Source organism: Stappia indica, assembly GCF_009789575.1.
Classification (GTDB): Bacteria; Pseudomonadota; Alphaproteobacteria; order Rhizobiales; family Stappiaceae; genus Stappia; species Stappia indica_A.
In genome coordinates this window covers 2,392,514-2,414,538 of record NZ_CP046908.1, presented here as the reverse complement: position 1 = coordinate 2,414,538, position 22,025 = coordinate 2,392,514, and the positions used below count along the sequence as shown (strand labels likewise).

Sequence of the window (22,025 nt, the reverse complement as noted above, 5' to 3'; positions counted from 1 at the left end):
CCTCGGCTTCCGGTTTTCCGCGCTTCGTGCTAGGCGCACGCAGATCACTGTCCCGCCGAAAACCCGAAGGACCCTCCGCAATGGCCGTGGTGTCGAAACGCATTCCCGTTCCCGATCTCGTTCCCGTCAGGCGCGCCCTGCTCTCCGTCTCCGACAAGACAGGCCTCATCGAGTTCGCGACCGCGCTTGCAGGGCTCGGCGTCGAGCTGGTCTCGACCGGCGGCACGCGCAAGACGCTGGCTGATGCCGGGCTGAAGGTGCTCGACATTTCGGAGGTCACCGGCTTTCCCGAGATCATGGACGGGCGCGTCAAGACGCTGCATCCGGCCGTGCATGGCGGGCTGCTCGCCATCCGCGACGATGCCGAGCATGCCACGGCCATGCAGGAACACGGCATCACCGGCATCGACCTCGTCTGCGTCAATCTCTATCCCTTCGAGGAGACGGTCGCCTCCGGCGCCGACTTCGCGCTCGCCATCGAGAACATCGACATCGGCGGCCCGGCGATGACCCGCGCGGCGGCCAAGAACCACGCCTATGTGACGATGGTCAGCGATCCGGCCGACTATGGCGAGGTGATCGAGGCGCTCGGCGAGCACGAGGGCAAGGTGCCGCTGGCGCTGCGCAAGCGGCTGGCACAGAAGGCCTTCGCCCGCACGGCGGCCTATGACGCGGCGGTTTCCAACTGGTTCGCCGCCGCCATCGGCGAGGACGCGCCGGCCCATGTGGCCTTCGGCGGCCGTCTCGCTTCCGTCATGCGCTACGGCGAGAACCCGCATCAGAAGGCGGCGTTCTACCTGACGCCGGAGCGCCGCTTCGGCGTCGCCACCGCCCGCCAGGTGCAGGGCAAGGAACTGTCCTACAACAACATCAACGACACGGACGCCGCGTTCGAGCTGGTCAGCGAGTTCGATCCGGGCGTGTCGCCGGCGGTCGCCATCATCAAGCACGCCAACCCTTGCGGCGTCGCCACGGGCGCAAGCCTCAAGGACGCCTATCTGAAGGCGCTGGCCTGCGACCCGGTCTCGGCCTTCGGCGGCATCGTCGCGCTCAACAGCAAGCTGGATGCGGCCGCGGCCGAGGAGATCGTCAAGATCTTCACCGAGGTGATCATCGCGCCGGAGGCCAGCGACGAGGCGCTCGCCATCGTGGCGGCAAAGAAGAACCTGCGCCTGCTGATCACCGGCGGGCTCGCCGATCCGCGCGCCGGCGCGCGTATCGTCAAGTCGGTCGCCGGCGGCCTCCTGGTGCAGGACCGCGACACCGGCACGGTGGAGGATCTCGACCTCAAGGTGGTGACGAAGCGCGCCCCGACCGAGCAGGAAATGGCCGACCTCAAGTTCGCCTTCCGCGTCGCCAAGCACGTCAAGTCGAACGCCATCGTCTATGTGCGCGAGGGCGCGACCGCCGGCATCGGCGCCGGCCAGATGAGCCGCATCGACAGTGCCCGGATCGCCGCGCGCAAGGCCGAGGACGCGGCGGAGGCGGCCGGCGCCGACCGGCCGAACACCATCGGCTCGGTGGTGGCGTCCGATGCCTTCTTCCCCTTCGCCGACGGTCTTCTGGCGGCAGCGGCCGCCGGGGCGACGGCGGTGATCCAGCCGGGCGGCTCGATGCGCGATGCGGAAGTGATCGCGGCGGCCGACGAGGCCGGGCTCGCCATGGTCTTCACCGGCATGCGGCACTTCCGCCACTGACGGTATTCATGAAGGCCTGCTCGGGGCCTCCCTGCCTGCCTCTTTGAAAACACACCGCGCCCGCCCCACATAAGGGGCGGGCGCGGGCCGTTTCGGCCCACGCATGGGGTAAAAAGCGGGCCATTTCGGCCCGTGATGGGGGCTGTCCGCAGGACCTTCGCAAGGTCCGGCAAGGAGACGGCAGGCATGGCGGCACGTTACGACGATCTCGGCATCGATCCGGAAATCCTCGGCCCCGAAAAGGGTCGCGAGGAGCGGGTCGGCGCGCGCCTCTTCAAGGTGGCGCGCAAGGCGGCGCGGCAGATCCCCTTCATGGAGGACGTGATCGCCGCCTATTATTGCGCCGTCGATCCGGCAACGCCGGTGCGCGTGCGCGGTACGATCTTCGCCGGCCTTGCCTATTTCGTCATACCCTTCGACATCATCCCCGACGCCATCCTCGGCATCGGCTTCACGGACGACGCCAGCATCCTGCTCGGCGTGCTCGCCCTGATCGGCCGCTACATGCGCGAGGAGCACCGGGAGGCGGCGCGCGCAGCGCTGAGCAAGACCGATACCGAAGACGGCAACAGCCAAGCCGGCAGCAGGGCCTGATCAGACCGGCAGGCCGGTCCCGCGGCCGGTAAGGCGGCGGTAATGCGCCCAAAGCAGCCGGGCCGCGACGCCGCGCCAGGGCGACCAGCGCCGGGCCAGCCGTTCGGCCTCGCGGGTGCCGGGGCGGGCATCGAGCGCGAGGGCGTCGCGCAAGGCTTCCTGCAGGGCGACATCGCCGGCGGGAAAGACATCCGGGTGCCCGGCGCAGAACAGCAGGAAGACATCCGCCGTCCACGGCCCGATGCCGCGTAAGGAAACGAGGCGGGCGCGGGCGTCCTCCGCCGGCAGGCGGATGAGGCCGGCGAGATCGAGGCCGTCGGCGATGGCTTCCGACACCGCCCGGAACGCCGCGATCTTGGCCCGCGACAGACCCGCCTGGCCGAGCTCGTCGTCGCTCAGGCGCAGGACGGTCTCGGCATCGAAGGGGGCGATCAGCGTTTCAAGCCGGCCGTAGATGGCAGCGGCGCTCGCCAGCGACACCTGCTGGGCGGTGACGATGCGGGCAAGCTCGGCAAAGGTCGGGGGATGGCGGCGCAGCGGCAGCGGGTCGCCGGCCGCTGCCAGGCGGCCGAGATCCGGCGCGATGGCCAGAAGCTCCCGAAGACCCGCGGCGAGGTCATGCTCGTCGTCGATCCGGGCGGGGACTTGCGTCATCGGTCCGCCGGGGCCGTGAAACGGGCGGTCCGACTCAGTTGAACAGGTCGAAGGAGAAGCGGTAGGTGACGCCGGCGCCGATGGTGAACTGGTTTTCGTGGCCGCGGCGGACGATCGGGCTCTTGCGGGCATCGCCGATATAGCGGTCCCAGCCGGCCTGCAGGTGCAGCGCGGTGGTGTCGGTGACCGCATAGCTGGCACGCGCCGAAAGGCCGATCGACTTGAAGCCGCCGCTGGCCTTGTAGGCGGTCAGGTTGCCGAGCGAGGCGGCCGCCTCGGCGGCGGTGACGCCGAAATAGGTGCTCATGTAATCGCCGCTGGCGAAGTCGGCACGGGGACCGAAGGCGATTTCCAACCGCTCCAGCGGGTTCAGGATGACATCGGCGCCGACCTGGCCGACCTGGCCCGTATGGCCGTTGATGCCCTGGCGCAGCTCGACGAAGGCGCGGAACCAGTCGTAGCGGAAGCCGGCGCCGAGGCCGAGTTCCAGCGCCCAGTCGATCTTGTTGGTGCCGGTCAGCTTGACGCTGTCGGAGGCCTTGCGCTCGCCCACGAAGCTGAACGAGGGGAAGAAGAAGACGCCGCGGGTGGTCTTTTCACCGTCGCTGACCTGGCCGAAGCCCGGCAGGTAGAACCGGCCGACCGAGATGATCGGCAGCGGCGAGACCATCATCCTGTCCGCGCCTTCGTATCTCGGCGAGACCAGCGCGCCGACGCCGACGTCGATGACATACTGCCGGGACGGCAGGGGCATGTCCTGCGGCGCTGCCATGCCGTCCTGGGCGAGAGCCGCCGGAGCGGCCAGGCTCGCGCCGGCCAGAATGGCGGCGGCGGTAAGGGCGGAAACGAAGGTGTTCTTGCGCATGGCGGTCCAGCCGGCTCCGGAAATCGGTCTGTGTCTGGTCTTCTATAGTCCGGTTTAGCTGACGGAACCCTTACCGCGAAGCGATTTCGCAGCAATGTGACCGGCTTGCGCCACCCTGTTGCAGGCTTGCATCGCCTGCAGGGTGGCGCGTCGCGCGGGATCAGGGGCGGCGCCCCAGCGCCAGCTTGGTCATGCCGGGGATCAGCGGCTCGACCGAGACGTCGGCAAAGCCGGCGGCTGTGAGCCGCTTGGCCAGCCAGTCGTCGGCGATCGAGCGGGCCTCGGGCGTGAAGGCGGTGTGCTGGAGCTGCCACAGGGCGGTGTTGCGCGGGCCCTTGCGGTCGGCATCGACGACGAAGTCGTGGATCATCAGCAACCCGCCGGGCGCCAGATGCGCGAAGGCGCGGGCGAAGAGATCGTCATGGGCATGATCGGGCACACCGGACAGGAGATAGGACATCAGCACCGCGTCCTGGTTCTTGGGCCACTCGGCCTCGAGCGCGTTGCCGCGTCGGTAGGTAATGCGCTTCGACAGGCCGGCGCGGGCGACGAAGCCCTCGCCGATATCCGCGACATTGGGAAACTCGACCAGCGTTGCCGACAGCTGCGGGAAGGCCTTGCACAGGGTGATGGCGAAAGCGCCGGTGCCGCCGCCGACATCGAGCAGGCTGCGCGCCGCCGAAAGGTCGACCCGCTTGGCAAGGCCGCGCGCCGGGCCGAGCGAGCCGGCATGCTGGCTCTCGGAGTAGAGGCGGGCCTCGTCCGGGTCGGAGAACCAGTCGTCATAGGAGGCGGTCGCCTCCTGCGGCAGCTCGCCGGCCAGCGCCGGTTCGATCTGGTCCATCAGCGGGTACATCTGCTGGCCGACCTGCAGGCGCAGGTAGTCGCCGAAGTCGTGGCGGGCGCCCTTGACCAGGAACCGCTCGGCGGCGGGGGAATTCGCATAGCGCCCATCCCGGATCCCGGTCAGGCCGAGCGAGGTGAGGGCGGTCATCAGGGTGCGGCAGCGTTCACGCGGCAGGCCGATCCTGGGGGCGAGATCGTCGGCGGAGGCCGGGCCTTCGCCCAGCTGGGTGAAGACCCCGAAGTGGAGCGCGGCGAACAGCGCCTTCGATCCCATGTAGCCGAAAGCGATGTCCGAGATATCCTCGGCCTCTGTCAGAACCGTCATCGTGCTGTCGTCCCTCCCGTCAGGTTCGGGACCCGCGCACCGCGATATTCCGTATGAAAAATACGTCGGCGCGCCGAAGAACGTCGATGACGTTTCGGCCGGGGCGGATCCCTGTTGATGATGGGATCTTCTTAATACGAAACGGATCGGCAATCCACCGGCCGGGGACAGATTGCAAGTCTTTCGGGCAACTGCACACCCGGTGGGCGCCCGGTCAGCGGGTGGCGCTGCGATACCAGGCGGCGAGAACGGCGCGCTCGTCCGGTTCGATATAGGTCACGTTGGCCGGCGGCATGGCGTGGGTGATGCCGGCCTGCAGGTAGATCTCGCGGGCATGCTCGGCGATCTCCGCGTCGCTTTCCAGCCGCACGCCCTTGGGCGCCGCCGCCATTCCCTCCCACAAGGGCTCGGCCGCATGGCACATGGAGCAACGCGTCAGCACCGTGTCGCGCGCCGCCTCGAAATGCTCGTCCTCGACGAAGCGGGCGATCTGCGGCGGCAGCCGGTGGGTGCGTTCCGCCGTGTCGCTCGCCTCCTCGCCGGGGCGCAGGGTCGACAGCCAGACGACGGCGAGGAAGAGCGCGGCGGTGACGAACCAGGTCCACCACGGCGCATCCTTGCGGGCGTGGGTGCTGTTGAAGAAGTGCCGGATGGTGACGCCCATCAGGAAAACCAGCGAGGCAATCGCCCAATTGTACTGCGTCGCGAAGGCCAGGGGATAATGATTGGACAGCATCAGGAAGACGACGGGGAGAGTGAGGTAATTGTTGTGCAGCGAGCGCTGCTTGGCCTGGGCCCCGAGCGCCGGGTCCGGCGTCTCGCCCGCCAGAAGCGCGGCGACCACCTTCTTCTGGTTGGGGATGATCAGCAGGAAGACGTTTGCCGACATGATGGTGGCGGTGAAGGCGCCCAGATGCAGGAAGGCGGCGCGGCCCGTGAAGACCTGGGTGTAGCCCCAGGCCATGGCGACCAGCACGACGTAGAGCAGCAGCATCAAGCCGGTGGTGCTGAGCCCGAGCGGCGAGCGGCAGAGCAGATCGTAGACGATCCAGCCGAAGGCGATGGAGGCGATGGAGAGCGCAATGGCGCCGGAGCGCGACATCTCCATCACCGCGGGGTCGATCATGTAGAGATCGGCGCCGGCATAATAGACGACGCACATCAGCGCGAAGCCCGAGAGCCAGGTGGCGTAGCTCTCCCACTTGAACCAGGTCAGGTGCTCGGGAAGGGTGGCGGGCGCCACCAGATACTTGCGAATATGGTAGAAGCCGCCGCCATGGACCTGCCATTCCTCGCCATGGGCGCCAGGGGGAAGGTCGGGCGCCTTGCGCAAGCCCAGATCGAGGGCGATGAAATAGAAGGACGAGCCGATCCAGGCGATGGCCGTCACCACATGCAGCCAGCGCAAGGCAAAGGCCAGCCAGTCCCAGGCAATCGCCACTTCCATGATTCTCTCCCTCCTTGGGGCACTCGAGGTGCGCCGCGCGCCCGACGGGCCCGCGCCCGCTCGGCGCAAAGTCCAATCACGAAACGTGCCAACCGTCCGCGGGCCGCGCTGCCGGATTTCGCGCGAGAGTGACAGATCCGCGATTTGCAAAAAAGTCGCGATATGCTTCGATCACTATCAAGATTTTCTTGAGGGCGGTAAGGGCATCCCATGTCCTATGTGAACACTCTCCGGGTTTTCGTGCGGGCTGTCGATCTCGGCTCGATGTCGGCGGCGGCGCGGGACCAGCGGGTCTCGCCGGCGGTGGTGTCCAGCCGCATCGGCGAGCTGGAAAAGCATCTCGGCGTGCGCCTGTTCAACCGCACGACGCGCAAGCTGACGCCGACCGAGCACGGCTCGATCTTCTACAAGGGCGCGGTGAAGATCCTCGACGCCATCGAGGAGGCGGAGGCGGCGGTGGCCGATGTCGCCCGCCATCCGCGCGGCTCGATCTTCGTGGCCGCACCGCTCGGCCTCGGCCGGCGGCTGGTGGCGCCCTTGATCCCGGCGTTCAAGGCGGAATATCCGGATATCGACGTGCGGCTGCGGCTGTCCGACCGCAAGGTCGACGTGCTGGGCGAGGGGCTGGATATCGCCTTCGTGCTGGGCCAGCCGGCCGATTCGGCCCTGAAGATGCGCCCCGTCGTCGACTGCGCGCGGGTGCTGTGCGCCGCGCCCGACTATCTGGCCGCCCACGGCACGCCGGAAAGCGGCGCGGAGCTGGTGCGCGGCCGCCATTCCTGCCTGCTGCTGCGCTTTCCCGGCACCAGCGAATTCAACTGGACGCTCAAGGAGCCGGGCGGGCCGGAGCGGTACGAGGTGTCGGGGCCGTTCGAATCGGACGACGGCGACGTGCTCACCGATTGGGCGCTTGCCGGCTGCGGCATCGTCAACAAGCCGCTGTTCGAGGTGGCGCATCACCTGCGGGCCGGGCGGCTGGTCGAGGTCTGCCGGGCGACGCCGCCGCTGCCGGTGCAGCTCGCCTGCCTTTACCCGCACAAGCGCTACCAGGATCCGAAGATCCGCCTGTTCATCGACTTCGTGACAGCGCGCTGCAAGGCGGCGGTCGATGCCGCCCTTGCCGGAGATTGAGGGGGGATTGGCTGCATGCCGGGCCGGGAGTGGTGCGGGTGTAAATCCGCTGCAAGGGCCGTTTCCCTGCCGGCGAGGGGGCAAATCGAGGCGGAATCTATCCCCGTGCGTACCGAAAAGAACCGAAATCCGGTTGAAATTTTCGCTGAAATCGGCGGAATTTGCGCCAGTTTGCGACGGATTCTGCGAGATTTCGAGAAAGCTGCGCAAAATCCGTCGCAAACCCGGATCAATCTCGCGCAAACGGGGACAAGTGCAGGTCGCTTCTGGGAGCGTTTCGTGCAGGCCCGCAAGCCCCGGCGCGGCGGACATCTCTTTCAAGAAAATTTTGAAAGAGAGGATCATTGTTTTGCATTACCAATAGACGAACCCATCCGGAGACCCTTCCGTGACCGCAAGCGAGCATCCCGATCCGTCTTCCGCGACGCGTCCCTCAGTGATGGACCGCGCCGCCTTCCTTGCCCGGTTCGGCGGGGTCTTCGAACATTCGCCGTGGATCGCCGAGCGGGCGCTTGCGAAGGGGCTGGCCTCCGACGCCGACACGGCCGAGGGGCTGCATGCCCGGCTGGTTGCGGAGTTCCGCGCGGCGAGCGAGGACGAGCGGCTCGCCGTCCTGCGGGCGCATCCCGATCTTGCCGGCAAGCTGGCGGCGGCCAGGCGCCTGACGGCGGAGTCCGCCGGCGAGCAGGCCTCCGCCGGGCTCGACGCGCTGACCGATGCGGAGCGCGCGCGCTTCACCGCCCTCAACGAGGCTTACACGTCCCGCTTCGGCTTTCCCTTCATCCTGGCGGTGAAGGGGCGCAGCAAGGCGGAAATCCTGGAGAATTTCGAGGCCCGCATCGCCAACGACCGGGCTGCCGAGTTTTCTACCGCCTGTGCCCAGGTGGAGCGGATCGCGCTGCTGCGGCTCAAGGATCTGGTTGCCGGCTGAGCCGGGTTGTCCGGTCGCCCTTTCCGGCGCGCCTTGCGCGCCCTTGTCTGCCTTTCGGCGCGCCGCCCGCGCGCCTTAGCCTGAAGGACCCCTGTCATGACGTCTCCTCAGCCGGACAGCCGTCCGGATTTCGCCCGCAAGGACATCAACCTCGCCTCCGCCGGCCTCGGTGCCGCCGCGGTGTCGGTCACCGACGACTTCTTCGCCGAGGTCTCGCGGATGCTCGCGGACGATGCGGCGGTATTCTATCCGGATCGCTACGACGACAACGGCAAGTGGATGGACGGCTGGGAATCGCGCCGCCGCCGGGGTCCGGGCCACGACATCGCGGTGGTGCGCCTGGCCGTGCGCGGCCGCATCACCGGCTTCGACGTCGACACCTCGCATTTCACCGGCAACTACCCGCCGGCCTGCCGCATCGAGGCAGCCTCCTGTGCCGGCGATCCGGACGCTGCGACCCAGTGGACCGAGTTGCTGCCGATGTCGCCGCTGGGGCCGAGCGCCCATCACTATTTCACTTGCCTCGATGCCGGCGTGTGGACCCATGTGCGGCTGCACATCCATCCCGACGGCGGCGTTGCGCGCCTTCGCGTCTATGGCCGGCCGGAGCTCGACCGGCAGGCGGCGGGCGCTGCGGAACTGGATCTCGCCTCGGCGCTGAACGGCGCGCGCATCGTCGCCTTTTCCGATGCGCATTACGGCGCCTATCACCGGATGCTGGCGCCGGGACGCGGGCTCAACATGGGCGACGGCTGGGAAACCCGCCGGCGCCGCGAGCCGGGGCACGACTGGATCATTGTCGAGCTGGGCGCGCGCGGCATCATCGAGCGGGCCAGCGTCGACACGGCCTTCTACAAGGGCAATTTCCCGGAAAGCTGCTCGATGCAGGCGGCCGATCTTGCCGGCATGACCGGCGATCTCGACCGGGCCATCGTCACGTCGTCGATGTTCTGGGAGGAGCTGGTGGGCCGCACCAAGCTCTCCGCCGACGCGATCCACGAGATCGGCAGGGAAGCGGTCAAGCCGCTCGGCCCGGTCACCCATGTGCGCCTCAACATCCACCCCGACGGCGGCATCAGCCGGCTGCGGCTGTTCGGCCGCCTCGCCTGAGGGGGCTGTGGGGGGCTCGGGGAGGGGCGAGGCGGTGCCACCCCCTCGGCTGTCACGCCTGCGCAGGCAGGCGTCCAGTATCCGCTGGGACGCATGAGTGTGCGACGGCTGCAGCCTCCGGCCTTGCGACGGCAGCGCTGAGGTCTGAGCCGAACCGTTCGGGGTTACTGGTTCCCGGTCTTCGGCTGCGCCGAAACCGGGATGACATCCTGCGGGTGGGGTTCGCGTCGGGTAACTTTGCGCAGCGGAGTTTTTCTGCTGGTGTTTTTCCGCTGATGCCTCTCCTCGCGTCTTCCCGGACGAGGCCGTAGGCCGAAGATCCGGGATCGGGGAGCCCCGGCGGTCGGGGTGCGCTCCGTCGCGGGTGCTGCTCACCCCCCCCCTCTGTCGGCTGCGCCGACATCTCCCCCTCATCTCTTTCTCGGGGGGGGAGACCGGAGTGCGCGGCTCGGCCCGCGTGTCGTAGCTGCCGCTCTGGAAGCCAATAGGCCCCGGCTCTCCGGCTTCGCCTGCGGCCGGGGTGACGGCCGAGGGGATGCGAGGTTCTTGCCAGTCTCACCGGCTGTCATCCCGGCCGCGCGTCAGCGCAGAGCCGGGAACCATTGGTGCCCTCAGCGGGTGAGAGGCGGACTGCCCCGGTTGTGCGCCATTCCGGGTGGGTGGAGACTTGTAAATGCTCTATGATGTTGCCGGTTTTATAATAAAATTAATTATAGCATTTCTTCCGATAATCATATTTGAAATTAGAGGATATAGAAGGTGGAGGAAACACTACGGCAAGGGAAATTATTTTAGTTATTACTATCGATTTGGAGGGGCGCGGCACGGGACGGAAGACTTTCCGATCGTGTTCATCTTGAAGTCCGTGTTCAGCATCGTGTGGCTGATGGCTTTCGCAGCCTACTTTATCGAAGGTGATTGACGCGGGGGAGGCCTGTCGGTGTGGCTTTAGGACCCTTTCAGAGCGTTGCGTTTTGCCGCGGGTCCTGCTCACCCCCCTCTGTCGGCTAGTGCCGACATCTCCCCCTCAAGGGGGGAGACGGGCGCGCGGGGCACGGTCCGGGCGTCCCGCCGGTTGTGTGCGGGATGACAGCCGATAGGGAGCCGTGCGGGCGTGAACTCGCGCGCGCGCCCCTCAGCGGGTGTGGCGCGAGAGGGTGAGCTGCACCACGAACATCGCCCAGACCATGTTGGCGCGGCGGCGGTCGCCGGCCAGGAAGTCGTCCCAGAACAGGCGCACCAGCTCCTCGTCCAGCAGGCCGAGGCGGGCGATCTGCGCGGACGAGAACATGTCCTCGGCGAGCGGGCGCAGCGGGCCCTTGAGCCAATCGGCGCAGGGAATGCCGAAGCCGCGCTTGGGCCGGTCCCACAGGGAGGCAGGCACATAGCGATCCAGCACCTGCTTGACCACGCCCTTGCGCTGGCCGCCCATCAGCCGCACCCGGTCGGGCAGCGACAGCGCGAAGCGCACCACGGCCGGATCGAGGAAGGGCACGCGGGTTTCCAGCGCGTGGGCCATCGCCGCGCGGTCGACCTTCACCAGGATGTCGTCGGGCAGGTAGTGGACGAGATCGAGCAGGCTCGCCTGTTCCAGCACGCTCCAGCCGGTTTCCTGCGCCACCGTGTCGGCGAGCGGGTGGGTCTCGCGCGTGCTGCCGGGAACCAGCCGGTGGGCGGTGTCCATCAGCGTGAACTTGCGCTCATAGGCGGCGACCGCCGAGCGGGCCGTGAGGCCCGCGAGCTTTTCCTCCAGCCGCAGGCGCAGGCCGGCCGGGCTCTTGCGCCCGATGCGCGACAGGCCGAGACGCTCTGCCGGGGCGACGATGCCGGCAAGCTGGGCCGAGACATAGGCGCGGCGGGCGGCGCGGCCGATGCGGGCCGACATCGTGCCCTGCCACTGCCGGTCGATGGAATGGTAGCGTCCGTAGCCGGCAAACAACTCGTCGGCGGCATCGCCCGACAGGCTGACGGTGACGCGGGTGCGGGCGAAGCGGGCGACCATGTAGGTCGGCAGCTGCGACTGGTCGGTGAAGGGCTCGTCGTAGACGTCCGGCATTTCGTCGACGAGGTCGCGCGCCTCCTCGCCGGAGAGGAAGATCTCGTTGTGGCGGGTGCCGAGGTGGTTTGCGACGGCACGGGCGAACTCCGCCTCGTTGGTCGCCTTGTCGTGGAAGCCGAGGGAGAAGGTCTCGACCGGTGCGGCGCTGAGCGACTGCATCATCGCGGCGATGGTGGAGGAATCGATGCCGCCCGACAGGAAGGCGCCGAGCGGCACGTCGGAGATCATCTGCCGGGCGACGGAACCGCGCAGCAGCTCGTCGAGCTGGTCGACGGCCTCCTGGTCGCTGCCAGAAAAGCGGTTGCGGCGGGCGATGCGCGCCTCTTCCAGCGTGTCCCACCAGGGGGTGACGCGCCAGCTCTCGGGCGTGAGCGCGTCCGCGTCGATCTCGACGATGGTGCCGGGCGCGATCTTCACGGCCTGGGTGAAGGCGGTGCGCGGGGCGGGGATGTAGCCGTGGCGCAGGCACAGGGCGATGGCCTGGCGGTCGATCTCGCCGGTCCAGGCGGGATGGGTGCGCAGCGCCTTGATCTCGGAGGCGAAGGCGATCTCGCCGCCGAACAGGCCGACATGCAGCGGCTTTTCGCCGAAGCGGTCGCGGGCGAGCGACAGCACCCGGCGCTCGCGGTCCCACAGGGCGATGGCGAACATGCCGGCGGTGCGCTTCAGGGTCTCGGCAAGGCCCCATGCGCGGATGCCGGCGAGCAGCACCTCGGTGTCGGAATGGCCGCGCCATTCGGGCGCAAGGCCGGCCTCCTCCAGCTCGCGGCGCAACTCGAGGTAATTGTAGATCTCGCCATTGTAGGAGACGACGTAGCGCCCGCAGGGCGAATGCATCGGCTGCACGCCGGCGGGGCTGAGGTCGATGATCGCAAGGCGGCGATGGACGAGGCCGATGCCGGCCTCGACGTCGCGCCAGATGTCGCCGGCGTCGGGACCGCGATGGCGGATCGCCTCGCCCATGGCGGCAAGCGCGGAGGGCTCGAGGGCGGGCGAGCCATGTGGGGCATAGATGCCGGCAATTCCGCACATCGAGGGGCGCTCCAGCCTGGGATGCAAAGGGGGACGCTAACAGAGGGACGCGACAAGGGCGCGGGCTACTCGGCGGCCATGGCGGCTGCGGAGTGCGCGTCGGCGCGGCCGATCCAGCTGTCGAGGAACGCGTCGAGCCAGGCCTTCACCGCCGGGTCGAAGGCGAAGCGCCCGGCGAAATGGTCGCGCCGGTCGCGGGCGCCGGGCAGGGCCATGCGCGGGGCGCCGCGCGTCGTCCAGCGCACCATCATCTGATAGGTCAGCTCGGGATGGAACTGGATGCCGTAGGCGCAGGGGCCGACGCGGATCGCCTGGTTGGGATAGGTCTCGCCGGTGGCGAGCAGCTCGGCGCCTTGCGGAAGGTCGAAACCCTCGCGGTGCCACTGGTAGACCTTGCCCGGCCATTTCGGCATCAGCCGGCGGCCGCTGTCGGTCGGCGAAAGGTCGTAATAGCCGATCTCGACGAGGCCGTCGTCATGGCCGTAGACGCGCGCGCCGAGATTGCGCGCCAGCATCTGCGCGCCGAGGCAGATGCCGAGGAACGGCTTTTCCTCGCGCAGCGGCACGTCGATCCAGTCGGTCTCGCGGGCGATGAAGGCGTCGGTGTCGTTGGCGCTCATCGGCCCGCCGAAGACGACGGCGCCGGCGTGGTCGGCGAGGGTCTCGGGCAGCAGCTCGCCGAAGCGCGGGCGGCGGATGTCGAGGGCGAAGCCCCGGCGCACCAGCTCCTGCCCGACGCGGCCGGGCGTCGAGGTTTCCTGATGCAGGACGATGAGAACCTTGGGCCGTGCGGCCAGCTCTTTGGGATCCAGGATCATGGGACCAGTTTATATTGCAAGGCGATACGACGTCGAGAGGACAGCACGGCCGGGCGCACGGTCAGGCCTCGCCCGAGGCGTCGCCGGACCCGGCGGGGGTGTCGCCGGCGACCTTGCGGCGCAGGGCCAGCCGGTCGCGCGAGGAAATGCCAAGCAGCTCGGCGACGCGCCAGATCGTGTTGTCCTCGAATTCGTGGACGGTGCCGTCGGCATAGACCAGCTCCCACATCATCTCGATGACCTTGAGCCGCTCTTCCAGTTCCAGGCTGCGCTTGAGCACCGAGGTGAAGCCGTAGAGGTCGACCGCCTCGTTGTCGCGGCGCGTCGCCTCGCGGATCAGGTCCGTGGTCATCTCGGGCGTCAGCTTGTAATTGGCCCGCAGGACCTCGGTCAGCGCCGCCCGCTCCACGTCGTCGACCACGCCGTCGACGGAGATGATGTGCACGAGCAGGGCCGCCGCCGCGAGGCGGTGGTCGTCCTCGGCGAAGGTAAGTTCGCCGCTCTCGCCCGTGACCGCGGTGCGCAAAAACCGCTTCAACGCAGAAAACATATCCCCTCCGGTGCCGTCCGCAACCGCCGCAGCATCCGCAATCCGGGCGCGATTGTCCATGCTGCTGTGCGGAAACAACATGCAGGCGGCTATCGCGACGGCCCGTCCCGCGCCATCCTGTCGACATGCTTTGGCGTAGACTGGCGCTGATTCGTCCTTCTGGAGATACGGTTTGAAACGCGCACTCGCGGGCCTTGCCAGCCTGCTCTTCCTCCTCGTTGCGGCCCTCTTCGTGGTGCCGCTGCTCCTGCCGAAGGACGCGATCCGCGCCGAGCTGATCAGCCAGATCGAGGAGCGGACCGGCTGGCGGCTGCGCCTCGACGGGCCGGTCGGGCTGTCGCTGCTGCCCGGATTCCGCATGAGCGCGGAAAATGTCGGCGTGTCGACCGGCGAGGCGGGCGAGATCCTGCGCGCCGGCACCGTGGATTTCGGTCTTGCCTGGCAGGGCCTGTTCGGCGGCGATATTCGCCTCACCCATGTGCGGCTCGACGCGCCGGTGGTCAGCGTCGAGATCGACGAGACCGGCCGGCCGAACTGGACGGCGGGCCTTGCGGGCGCGGCCATTGCGACGAATGACGGGCCCGAGCCGAGCTTTCCGGCCGACCGCTGGAGCGCGGCAACGCAGGCCATCGCCGACAGCAACGGCGAGGCCCCGCTTCGGCCGGCGGCCGGTGCAACCGACCAGTCGCGGGTGCCGGCGGAGACGCCGGGCGGCGCGGGCGACAGCGTAACGGGGGCGGGCGTTGCCGCCGACGGCATGGCGCTGGCGCGCATCGGCGTCGACCGGCTGGAAATCACCAATGGCCGGCTGATCTATTCCGACCGCCGCGACGGCACGCGCCACGAGGCGGACAATGTCAATCTGGTGCTGAGCCTGCCTTCGCTCTCCGGCGCCCTGTCGCTGGACGGCGGGCTCGGCTATGGCGGCGTGGCGGTGACGGTCGCCGGCACGGTGGAGGCGCCGATGCGCCTTGCCGGCGGCGGCAGCTCGGCGGTCGACCTGACCGTGGGCGGCGCCGGGGCGAGCGCGAAAATCACGGGCGACGTGGCGCCGCAGGATGCGAGCCGCCTGCGCATCGCCGTGGAAGGCGAGGAACTGGGCGCGACGCTGGCCGCCTTCGGCGCGGGCCTGCCGCGCGAGCCCGGCCCCTTCCGGATGACGGGCGACGTGACCGCGAGCGCGAGCGCGGTCGAGATCGGTGCCCTGGAGGCGCAGCTGGCCGGGGCGACCCTGCGCTCCACCGCCAATGTGGCGCTGGCCGGCGAACCGCAGGTGACGGGCCAGCTGGAGCTGGCCGATGCGCGGCTGGAAACGCTGCTGTCGCTGGCCGGGCGCAGCGAGGACGCGCAAGGAACGCTGGGCGGCTCGCTGCGGTTTTCGGCGCGCGGGGCGGATGCGGCGACCCTGATGGGATCGCTGGATGCGCAAGGCCGGCTGTCGCTGGCCGGCGGCGGCATTTCCGGCCTGCCGGTGCCTTCGCCGATCGGCGACGACGCGGCCTCGCGCCGGATCGAGGACCTGGCGGTCGCCGTCGACTTTGCCGGGCTCGACGCCCCGGTCTCGGTGAGCGGCGGGCTGACATGGCGGGGCGATGCCTTCCGCATCGAGGGATCGGCAACGCCGGCGCTGGCCATGGCCGGCATGCCGACGCCGCTCAAGCTGAGGCTCGCCGGCTCGCGGGTCGAGGCCGGCTATGACGGCAGCGTGTCGCCGGCCGGTTCGGTCGACGGCGCGGTGGTGCTGGAAACACAGAATCTGAGGGCGCTGGCGAGCTGGCTCGGCGTGCCGCTGGCCGAGGGCGGCGGGCTCGGGCCCTTCTCCTTCTCCGGCCGGCTGGCGGCGGGCGAGGACGCGGTGCGCTTCACCGGCGCGGAAATCCGCCTCGACGACACGACCGGCCGCGGCGAGGGCGAGCTGCGCCTTGGCGCGAGGCCGAAGGTGACGGCGCGGCTGGAGCTCGACCGGCTGGGGCTCGACCCTTACGCAGTGGAGACCGACCGGGCGAGCGACGGGCGCAGCGAGGCGCGGGTGCCAGGGGCCGAGGGAAGCTCCTGGAGCCGGGTGCCGATCGACCTGTCCGGCCTCAAGGCCGTCGATGCGCAGCTGTCGCTGTCGGCGAAGCAGATCGTCCGCGACAAGCTGGAGATCGGGCCGAGCCGGCTGGAACTGACGCTGGAAGGCGGGCGGCTGTCGGCGGAGCTTGCCGAAATGTCGCTCTATGGCGGGCAGGGCAACGGCCTGCTGGTGCTCGACGGCTCGCAGCAGGTGCCGGAACTGGCCGGCCGCTTCTCGCTCACCGATCTCAGCGCGCGGCCGTTCCTGGCCGCGGTCGCCGGCTTCGACTGGATCGAGGGCCGGGTGACGACGGCGCTCGACGTCAAGGCGCACGGGGTCAGCGAGTACGAGCTGATTTCCGGCCTCGACGGCACGGCCCGCTTCGACTTCGCCGACGGCGCCATCCGCGGCATCAACATTCCGCGCATGGTGCGCGGGCTGACGGTCGACACGTTGCTCGGCTGGGCCTCGAACGAGGCGCAGAAGACGGATTTCTCGGCGCTGGGCGCGAGCTTCACCATCACGCGCGGCATCGCCGCGACCGAGGACCTGGCGCTGATCGGCCCCTTGGTGCGCATGAGCGGCACGGGCCGGGTCGACATGCCGGAGCGGATGCTCGACTGGCGGCTGGAGCCGCGGGTGGTGGCGAGCCTGGAGGGCAGCGCGCCGGTGCCGCTGGCCAAGGGCGAGGCGCGCGAGCTGGAAGGGCTCGGCGTGCCGGTGATCGTGCGCGGGCCCTGGGACCGGCCGCAGATCTATCCGGACATCAAGGGCATCCTGGAAAACCCGCAGGCGGCGCTGAAGCAGCTGGAAAATCTCGGCGGCGGGTTGTTCAAGTCGCTGCAGGAGGCGCGCAACCCGCAGGAGGGGCTTGCGGGCGTCGCCAACGAGGCGATCAACCGGGCGACCGGCGGCAACACCAATATCGACGTGCAGAAGGTGCTGGACGGCGAGGTCGACGACAAGGAAGTGCTTGAAGCGGTGGAGCAGGGCTTCGGCCTGCCGTCCGGCTTCCTCGGCTCCTTCGGCATCGGCCGCCGCCAGCAACAGCAGGACGCGCCGCAACAGCAGGACGAGGCCCCGCAGGGCGAGACGCCGCAGCAGGGCGCGCCGATCCAGTAACTTACGGCATCCCGCGGCGCCGCGGGCACTGCCGTCCGGGCAGGCTCAGTCGCGCCAGAAGCGGCGGGCGCGTTTCGTCTCGTCCCACAGGGTGCGGGCGTTTTCGAAGGCACGGGCGGCGCGCGCCTCGTGCCAGCCGAGCACGAAGCCGGCGGCAAGGGCGGTTTCCACCTGCGGCCCCACCTGCGGCCTGCTGCCGACGGCGGCGATCATGCCGGCGAGCTTGCCCGCCATCACCACATCGTTGAGATAGCCGAAGACGTCCTGCAGCGTCTTGAGCCGGGCGAGGAACGGCTTGACCTTGCGCGCAGGCCAGGCGGAGCGGAAGAACTCCACCGCATAGCGGAGCTTCTTCAGCTCCTTGCGCAGGTCGTGGCGCTCCTCCAGCGTCAGCTCGTCCATGCGCGCGGCCAGCCGGGCCGCCGATTTCCAGCGCTTTTCCAGCGCCTCGACCGCGAAGGCGCCGACGGTGGTATCGCCAGCGGCGTCCTCCTTGCCGTCCTCTTCGCCCTCGCGCCAGCCGGCGCCATGGGCCAGCGCGCCGAGGCGGAACAGCAGCTCGTTGACGGCGGGGCCGGAAAGCTGCTCGCGCAGGGACCTGCGCGCGGCAAGGCGCGCAGCCTCGACCCGGCGGACGAGCCCGGCATCGTCGAGCAGGGCCGTGTCCGGCCCGAGCCGGGCGACCGCCATGGCCGGCTCGACGATCTCGTCGACCAGCACGTCGAGATCGCGCAAGTCGCCGACGGCAAGGGCAAGGTCGCGGGCGGCCGCATCCAGCTCCTTGCGGGTGCCGGGATCGAGCAGCGGGTGATGCACCTTCAGCGCGCTGCGCAGGCGGCGCAGGCCGACGCGCAGCTGGTGCGGACCTTCGGGAGCGTCGCTGTCGAGCACCGCGTCGCGGTTGCCGGCGATCTGGTCCATGCAGGACAGAAGAATGGCGCAAAAGGCCGGGCCGATGGCCGTGTCCGCCGCAAGGCTGGCCTCCGTCGCATTGACCGGACCGGCCAGCGGCTGTTCCCCGCCGGCGAGCGCATAGCCGCGGCCGGCCTTGCTGAGGCGCGAGAAGCGGGCGCCGGCGAGGGCAGGAAGGCGGCCGGCGAGCTCGAAGAGCGCGGCGGGATCGCCGGATTTCAGCTCCAGCTCGGCCTCGAACAGGGCTTGCCGCTTTTCGCCGGCGACGATCTCGCCGGCATCCAGCGCCATCTCGATGGTGCTGCCGTCGCTTTCGCGGGTAAAGATCCGGATCGTACGGCGCATCGCGGTCTCGAAGACCGGCGCCAGGGGCTGGCCGTCGATCAGCTGCCACAGGCCTTCGCGCATCGACGGCTCGAGGATCAGGGTGAGATCCGGCGCCGGGCCTGCGACCTCCACCTCCGCCTCGCGCGGACGCGACATGCCGCCGGTGACGCCGGTGCCGGCCTTGACCGTCTGCACCCATTTGCGCCCGACCCGGCGGACCCGCAGCGACCATTTCGCCTTGCGCAGGGCCTGGTCCGGCGTGTCGAAATAGATCGAGCGCAGGGTGCGCGTCACCGCGCGCTCGGCGGCGAAGCCTTCGGGCGCCGGTGCTCCTTTCAGCTTCTGCTGGCCGGCCTTCGCCAGCTCGAGCTTCAGCTCGACTTCCCGTTTCGCGCCCATCGCCTCGCCCGTTGCAGTGTTCCAGCGGCTGCCAGTGTGCGGCAGCCTTCGCGATGGCTCTAGCTTTTTTCTGAAGGCCTGTCCAGAAAGGCGCGCTGAGTGCGTCTTGGTTTGCCGGCTCAGCCCGTCTCGCGGAGCTTGAGGGGAAACGGGATCTGGTGTCTGGTTGCGGTATGTGACGGCTGGCCGGGAGGAGACGGCGGTGGCGGTGACCGAGTTCGAGAAGACGCGCTGGTTCCGCATCACGGCGGTGGCGACAGCGGTGGTGCTGGCGGGGATCGCGCTGGCGCTGGTCGTCGACAACCAGCGCCGGCAGGCGGCCCTGACCCATGTGCGGATCGCCGGCGGCGGCTTCCTGTTCTATTACCGGCTCGGCGAGATCCGCGCCGGCATCACGGTGATCGTGCAGAAGCCGACGCCCTCGCAATCGCGGCTGGTGGCGCGGTTCGAGAACCCGGCGGGCGGTGCGCCGGTGGAGGTGGAGACGCGCCTGCGCCACGGCGAGCAGCGCTACGGGCTGGAAACGCCGCCGCTGACCGGCGTCGTCAAGAACAGGCCCTATGCGGTCGAGCTGCGGCTCTACGACTATGGCGGGCGCGAGCCGATGGAGGTGCAGCACACCACCATCACCAGCGAGCTGGATGCGGATGCCTCGCCGAAGGGGCCGCTGACCGTGGGGCCGGGCTATCATCGTCCGCAGAACGGGCCGCCGCAGGGGCAGCCGGCGCAATAGGGATCATCCGCGCCGGCGCGGCGCCTCGACCGCGGGCACCTCGCCTTCGGCGAGTTCGCCCGTCTGGCGGCCGTAGCTGGCGAAGCGGGCGATGACCTCGTCCATCTCCGTGTCGGTGAGGATCGCCGGGTCGCCGGCGGTCAGGGCGATGGCGTATTGCCGGCACAGGGTCTCGATCTCGCCGGCAAGCCACAGCGCCTTGTCGAGGCCGGGGCCGAAGCAGATCATCCCGTGATTGGCCAGAAGACAGGCGCTGCGCTCCTCCAGCGCGGCCAGCATGGCGCGCGACAGATCGCGGGTGCCGAAGGTGGCGTAGTCGGCCGTGCGCAGGGTGCGCCCGCCGGCAACGGCGATCATGTAGTGGAAGGGCGGGATCTCGCGGCGCAGGCAGGACAGGGCCGTGGCATGGGGCGAATGGGTGTGGACGACGGCGCCGGCCTCGGGGCGGGTGGCGTAGATGTCGAAATGCATCCGCCACTCGGACGAGGGCAGCCAGTCGCCGGAATAGCTTTCGTCCATATGGACCTGGACCACCTGCTCGGGCCGCATCGCCTCGTAGGGAATGCCGGAGGGGGTGATCAGGAAGCCCTCGCCGTGGCGCAGGCTGACATTGCCGGAGGTGCCCTGGTTGAGGCCGGAGGCGTTCATCTTCAGGCAGGCGTCGATGACGGCGCGGCGGGCGGCAAGGTCTTCGCTTCGATTCTCGGCAAGATCTTCGGGGGAAAGCATGGCGTCCTCCTCGTCGGTATCCCCGCAAGAGGTGCAGATGAAGGGCCCGCGAGGCAACCGAAAGGCAGTGCGAAAGGGAAAATGGTGCCCCCGGTCCGACTCGAACGGACACTCCGGTTAGGGAAACGGATTTTGAATCCGTCGCGTCTACCAATTCCGCCACGGGGGCCCGCGGGAAACGGCGCGATCATAGCCGCAGCGCTTGCCCCGTCAATTGAAACATGACGCCTGTCCCGTGCGCGATTGCGGTCACCGCGCCGCAGCGGAAGTCGGATGACAAGGGCCGCGCTTCCGGCTAATGAGGCGACATGTTGCGCCGCCTCTACGATTGGACCATGTCGCTCGCCTCGGGCCGCCACGCACCGGCGGCGCTCGGGGCCGTGTCCTTTGCCGAAAGCTCGTTCTTCCCGATCCCGCCGGACATCCTGCTGATCCCGATGGTGATCGCGCGGCGCTCGAAGGCGTTCGCCTATGCGACGATTTGCACGGTGACCTCGGTGCTGGGCGGGGCGGCGGGATACGCCATCGGCGCCTTGCTGTTCCTGCAGCTGGCCGAGCCGATCCTCGCCTTCTACGGCTATCTCGACAAGTTCGAGACCTTCCGCGGCAATTTCAACGAGTACGGCGCGTGGATCGTCTTCATCGCCGGCGTGACGCCCTTTCCCTACAAGGTGATCACCATCGCCAGCGGCGCGACGGGGCTGAGCCTGCCGGTGTTCATGGTGGCGAGCGTGCTGGCGCGGGGCCTGCGCTTCTTTGCCGTCGCCGGCCTGCTCTACCTGTTCGGGCCGCCGATCCGCACCTTCATCGAGCAGCGCCTCGGCCTGATGTTCACGATCTTCGTGATTGGCCTTGTCGGCGGCTTCGCGCTAATCCGCTTCCTGTGAAACCGAGGCGGTGAGATGACCGATCCCGCAAGAACGTCCCGGCAGCTGGTACTGCTGCTGATCGCCGGAGGCCTGGCCTCGATCCTGACGGCCTGGGGCTTTCAGCTGATCGGCGGCTACGTGCCCTGCAAGCTGTGCCTGGAGCAGCGCATTCCCTATTATATCGGCCTGCCTCTGGCCGTGCTGGCGCTCGTCGCCATGCTGCGCGGAACGCCGGCGCAGGGGCGGCTGGTGGTGAGCGTGCTGCTGCTGGCGGTCGCGGGCGTCTTCGCCTGGGGCGCAGGGATCGGCGGCTATCAGGCCGGCGCGGAATGGGGCTTTTGGGCGGGCCCGGCGGATTGCGGCGGCGGCGGGGGAATGCCCGATTCGGCCGCCAACATGCTGAACGCCCTGCGCTCCACCCGCGTGGTGAGCTGCACCGAGGCGAGCTGGCGGATGTTCGGCCTGTCGTTCGCGGGCTGGAACGCGGTGATCTCCGCCGGCATCGCCGTGCTGGCGCTCGGCGCGGCCTGGGCCTGGCGGCGCGGGAGCGCGGCGTGAGCGGCAGGGACCCGCGCGAGGAAGAGCGGCGCCGCGAGGCGCAGTCGGTGCTCGACCGGGCCGAGCGCGAGAGCGAGACCGTGCTGCGCACCACCTTCGAGGGCGCGCACAAACGCACGGGTGCTCCTGTCGACGAGGACGATCCCATCGAGCGGCTGGGCCGCAAGATCGGCCGGGGCGCGGGCGCGGTCTTCGCGCTGGGCCTTGCGGCCTATCTGATCTGGACCTACCTCATCGCCCCGACAGCCAATTAAGGGAGAG

The 22,025-nt window shown here is 69.1% G+C and carries 18 protein-coding genes, 1 tRNA gene and 1 pseudogene; 10 read left to right on the top strand and 10 right to left on the bottom strand.

Translation table 11 applies throughout. From position 1 onward, the window contains the following. Nucleotides 1-80: 80 nt before the first annotated feature. Nucleotides 81-1,697 carry a bifunctional phosphoribosylaminoimidazolecarboxamide formyltransferase/IMP cyclohydrolase gene (gene purH, locus GH266_RS11290; RefSeq protein WP_158193992.1) on the top strand — a complete coding sequence of 539 codons (1,617 nt, stop codon included), beginning with the start codon at nt 81-83 and terminating at the stop codon, nt 1,695-1,697. A gap of 186 nt (nt 1,698-1,883) precedes the next feature. Beyond that, nucleotides 1,884-2,291, top strand: coding sequence for a YkvA family protein (locus tag GH266_RS11285; protein ID WP_158193991.1), 408 nt, complete (start codon nt 1,884-1,886; stop codon nt 2,289-2,291). Here GH266_RS11285 and GH266_RS11280 read toward each other — a convergent pair whose 3' ends face one another. From GH266_RS11280 to GH266_RS11265, 4 genes are all read right to left on the bottom strand, one after another. Beyond that, the gene (locus GH266_RS11280) at nt 2,292-2,945 is read right to left on the bottom strand and encodes a DNA-3-methyladenine glycosylase family protein (protein WP_158193990.1); all 654 of its coding nucleotides are present in this window, start codon (nt 2,943-2,945) and stop codon (nt 2,292-2,294) included. Nucleotides 2,946-2,979: 34 nt separating this feature from the next. Further along, nucleotides 2,980-3,810 (bottom strand): MipA/OmpV family protein, encoded by an 831-nt coding sequence (locus GH266_RS11275; RefSeq protein ID WP_158193989.1) that lies wholly within the window; start codon nt 3,808-3,810, stop codon nt 2,980-2,982. A gap of 160 nt (nt 3,811-3,970) precedes the next feature. After that, nucleotides 3,971-4,981 (bottom strand): methyltransferase, encoded by a 1,011-nt coding sequence (locus GH266_RS11270; RefSeq protein WP_158193988.1) that lies wholly within the window; start codon nt 4,979-4,981, stop codon nt 3,971-3,973. A gap of 214 nt (nt 4,982-5,195) precedes the next feature. After that, nucleotides 5,196-6,431 (bottom strand): urate hydroxylase PuuD, encoded by a 1,236-nt coding sequence (locus GH266_RS11265; RefSeq protein ID WP_158196167.1) that lies wholly within the window; start codon nt 6,429-6,431, stop codon nt 5,196-5,198. Nucleotides 6,432-6,638: 207 nt separating this feature from the next. On the opposite strand from GH266_RS11265, the gene GH266_RS11260 reads away from it, so the two are divergent. The 3 genes and pseudogenes from GH266_RS11260 (at nt 6,639) to alc (ending at nt 9,600) form a co-directional block, all read left to right on the top strand. Then, a complete protein-coding gene (locus tag GH266_RS11260) occupies nt 6,639-7,559 on the top strand; it encodes a LysR family transcriptional regulator (protein WP_158193987.1) in 921 nt (306 codons plus the stop codon). Nucleotides 7,560-7,959: 400 nt separating this feature from the next. Continuing rightward, nucleotides 7,960-8,490, top strand: a pseudogene (uraD, locus tag GH266_RS11255) (2-oxo-4-hydroxy-4-carboxy-5-ureidoimidazoline decarboxylase); the annotation flags it as partial. Nucleotides 8,491-8,586: 96 nt separating this feature from the next. Further along, nucleotides 8,587-9,600, top strand: a complete 1,014-nt coding sequence (gene alc / locus GH266_RS11250) for an allantoicase (RefSeq protein WP_158193986.1) — start codon at nt 8,587-8,589, stop codon at nt 9,598-9,600. A 1,135-nt stretch (nt 9,601-10,735) separates the two neighbouring features. Here the strand turns inward: alc and asnB are convergent. From asnB to GH266_RS11235, 3 genes are all read right to left on the bottom strand, one after another. Continuing rightward, complete coding sequence (gene asnB, locus GH266_RS11245; protein ID WP_158193985.1) at nt 10,736-12,691, bottom strand: asparagine synthase (glutamine-hydrolyzing); 1,956 nt, start codon at nt 12,689-12,691, stop codon at nt 10,736-10,738. 65 nt (nt 12,692-12,756) lie between these two features. Further along, nucleotides 12,757-13,509, bottom strand: a complete 753-nt coding sequence (locus tag GH266_RS11240) for a glutamine amidotransferase (protein WP_158193984.1) — start codon at nt 13,507-13,509, stop codon at nt 12,757-12,759. 61 nt (nt 13,510-13,570) lie between these two features. Then, a complete protein-coding gene (locus GH266_RS11235) occupies nt 13,571-14,059 on the bottom strand; it encodes a tellurite resistance TerB family protein (RefSeq protein ID WP_158193983.1) in 489 nt (162 codons plus the stop codon). 172 nt (nt 14,060-14,231) lie between these two features. On the opposite strand from GH266_RS11235, the gene GH266_RS11230 reads away from it, so the two are divergent. After that, the gene (locus tag GH266_RS11230; RefSeq protein ID WP_158193982.1) at nt 14,232-17,237 is read left to right on the top strand and encodes an AsmA family protein; all 3,006 of its coding nucleotides are present in this window, start codon (nt 14,232-14,234) and stop codon (nt 17,235-17,237) included. A 45-nt stretch (nt 17,238-17,282) separates the two neighbouring features. On the opposite strand, the gene GH266_RS11225 is transcribed toward GH266_RS11230, so the two are convergent. Beyond that, nucleotides 17,283-18,875 (bottom strand): CYTH and CHAD domain-containing protein, encoded by a 1,593-nt coding sequence (locus GH266_RS11225; protein WP_158193981.1) that lies wholly within the window; start codon nt 18,873-18,875, stop codon nt 17,283-17,285. Between the two features lie 202 nt (nt 18,876-19,077). Between GH266_RS11225 and GH266_RS11220 the strand changes: the two genes are divergently transcribed. Further along, nucleotides 19,078-19,608 carry a hypothetical protein gene (locus GH266_RS11220; protein ID WP_158193980.1) on the top strand — a complete coding sequence of 177 codons (531 nt, stop codon included), beginning with the start codon at nt 19,078-19,080 and terminating at the stop codon, nt 19,606-19,608. A gap of 3 nt (nt 19,609-19,611) precedes the next feature. Here the strand turns inward: GH266_RS11220 and GH266_RS11215 are convergent, their stop codons facing one another. Together GH266_RS11215 and GH266_RS11210 are read right to left on the bottom strand one after the other, a co-directional pair. After that, nucleotides 19,612-20,337: a class II aldolase/adducin family protein gene (locus tag GH266_RS11215; RefSeq protein WP_158193979.1), complete on the bottom strand. Its 726-nt coding sequence runs from the start codon at nt 20,335-20,337 to the stop codon at nt 19,612-19,614. 82 nt (nt 20,338-20,419) lie between these two features. Further along, nucleotides 20,420-20,506: transfer RNA gene (locus GH266_RS11210), tRNA-Leu, on the bottom strand. Between the two features lie 139 nt (nt 20,507-20,645). Between GH266_RS11210 and GH266_RS11205 the strand changes: the two genes are divergently transcribed. The 3 genes from GH266_RS11205 to GH266_RS11195 are packed head-to-tail and all read left to right on the top strand — an operon-like array spanning nt 20,646 to nt 22,018. Further along, nucleotides 20,646-21,224 (top strand): YqaA family protein, encoded by a 579-nt coding sequence (locus GH266_RS11205; protein ID WP_158193978.1) that lies wholly within the window; start codon nt 20,646-20,648, stop codon nt 21,222-21,224. 15 nt (nt 21,225-21,239) lie between these two features. Beyond that, on the top strand, nt 21,240-21,764 hold the full coding sequence (locus GH266_RS11200; RefSeq protein WP_158193977.1) for a disulfide bond formation protein B: 525 nt from the start codon (nt 21,240-21,242) through the stop codon (nt 21,762-21,764). After that, the gene (locus tag GH266_RS11195) at nt 21,761-22,018 is read left to right on the top strand and encodes a hypothetical protein (RefSeq protein ID WP_158193976.1); all 258 of its coding nucleotides are present in this window, start codon (nt 21,761-21,763) and stop codon (nt 22,016-22,018) included. The genes GH266_RS11200 and GH266_RS11195 overlap by 4 nt, the downstream gene beginning before the upstream one ends. Nucleotides 22,019-22,025 lie beyond the last annotated feature (7 nt).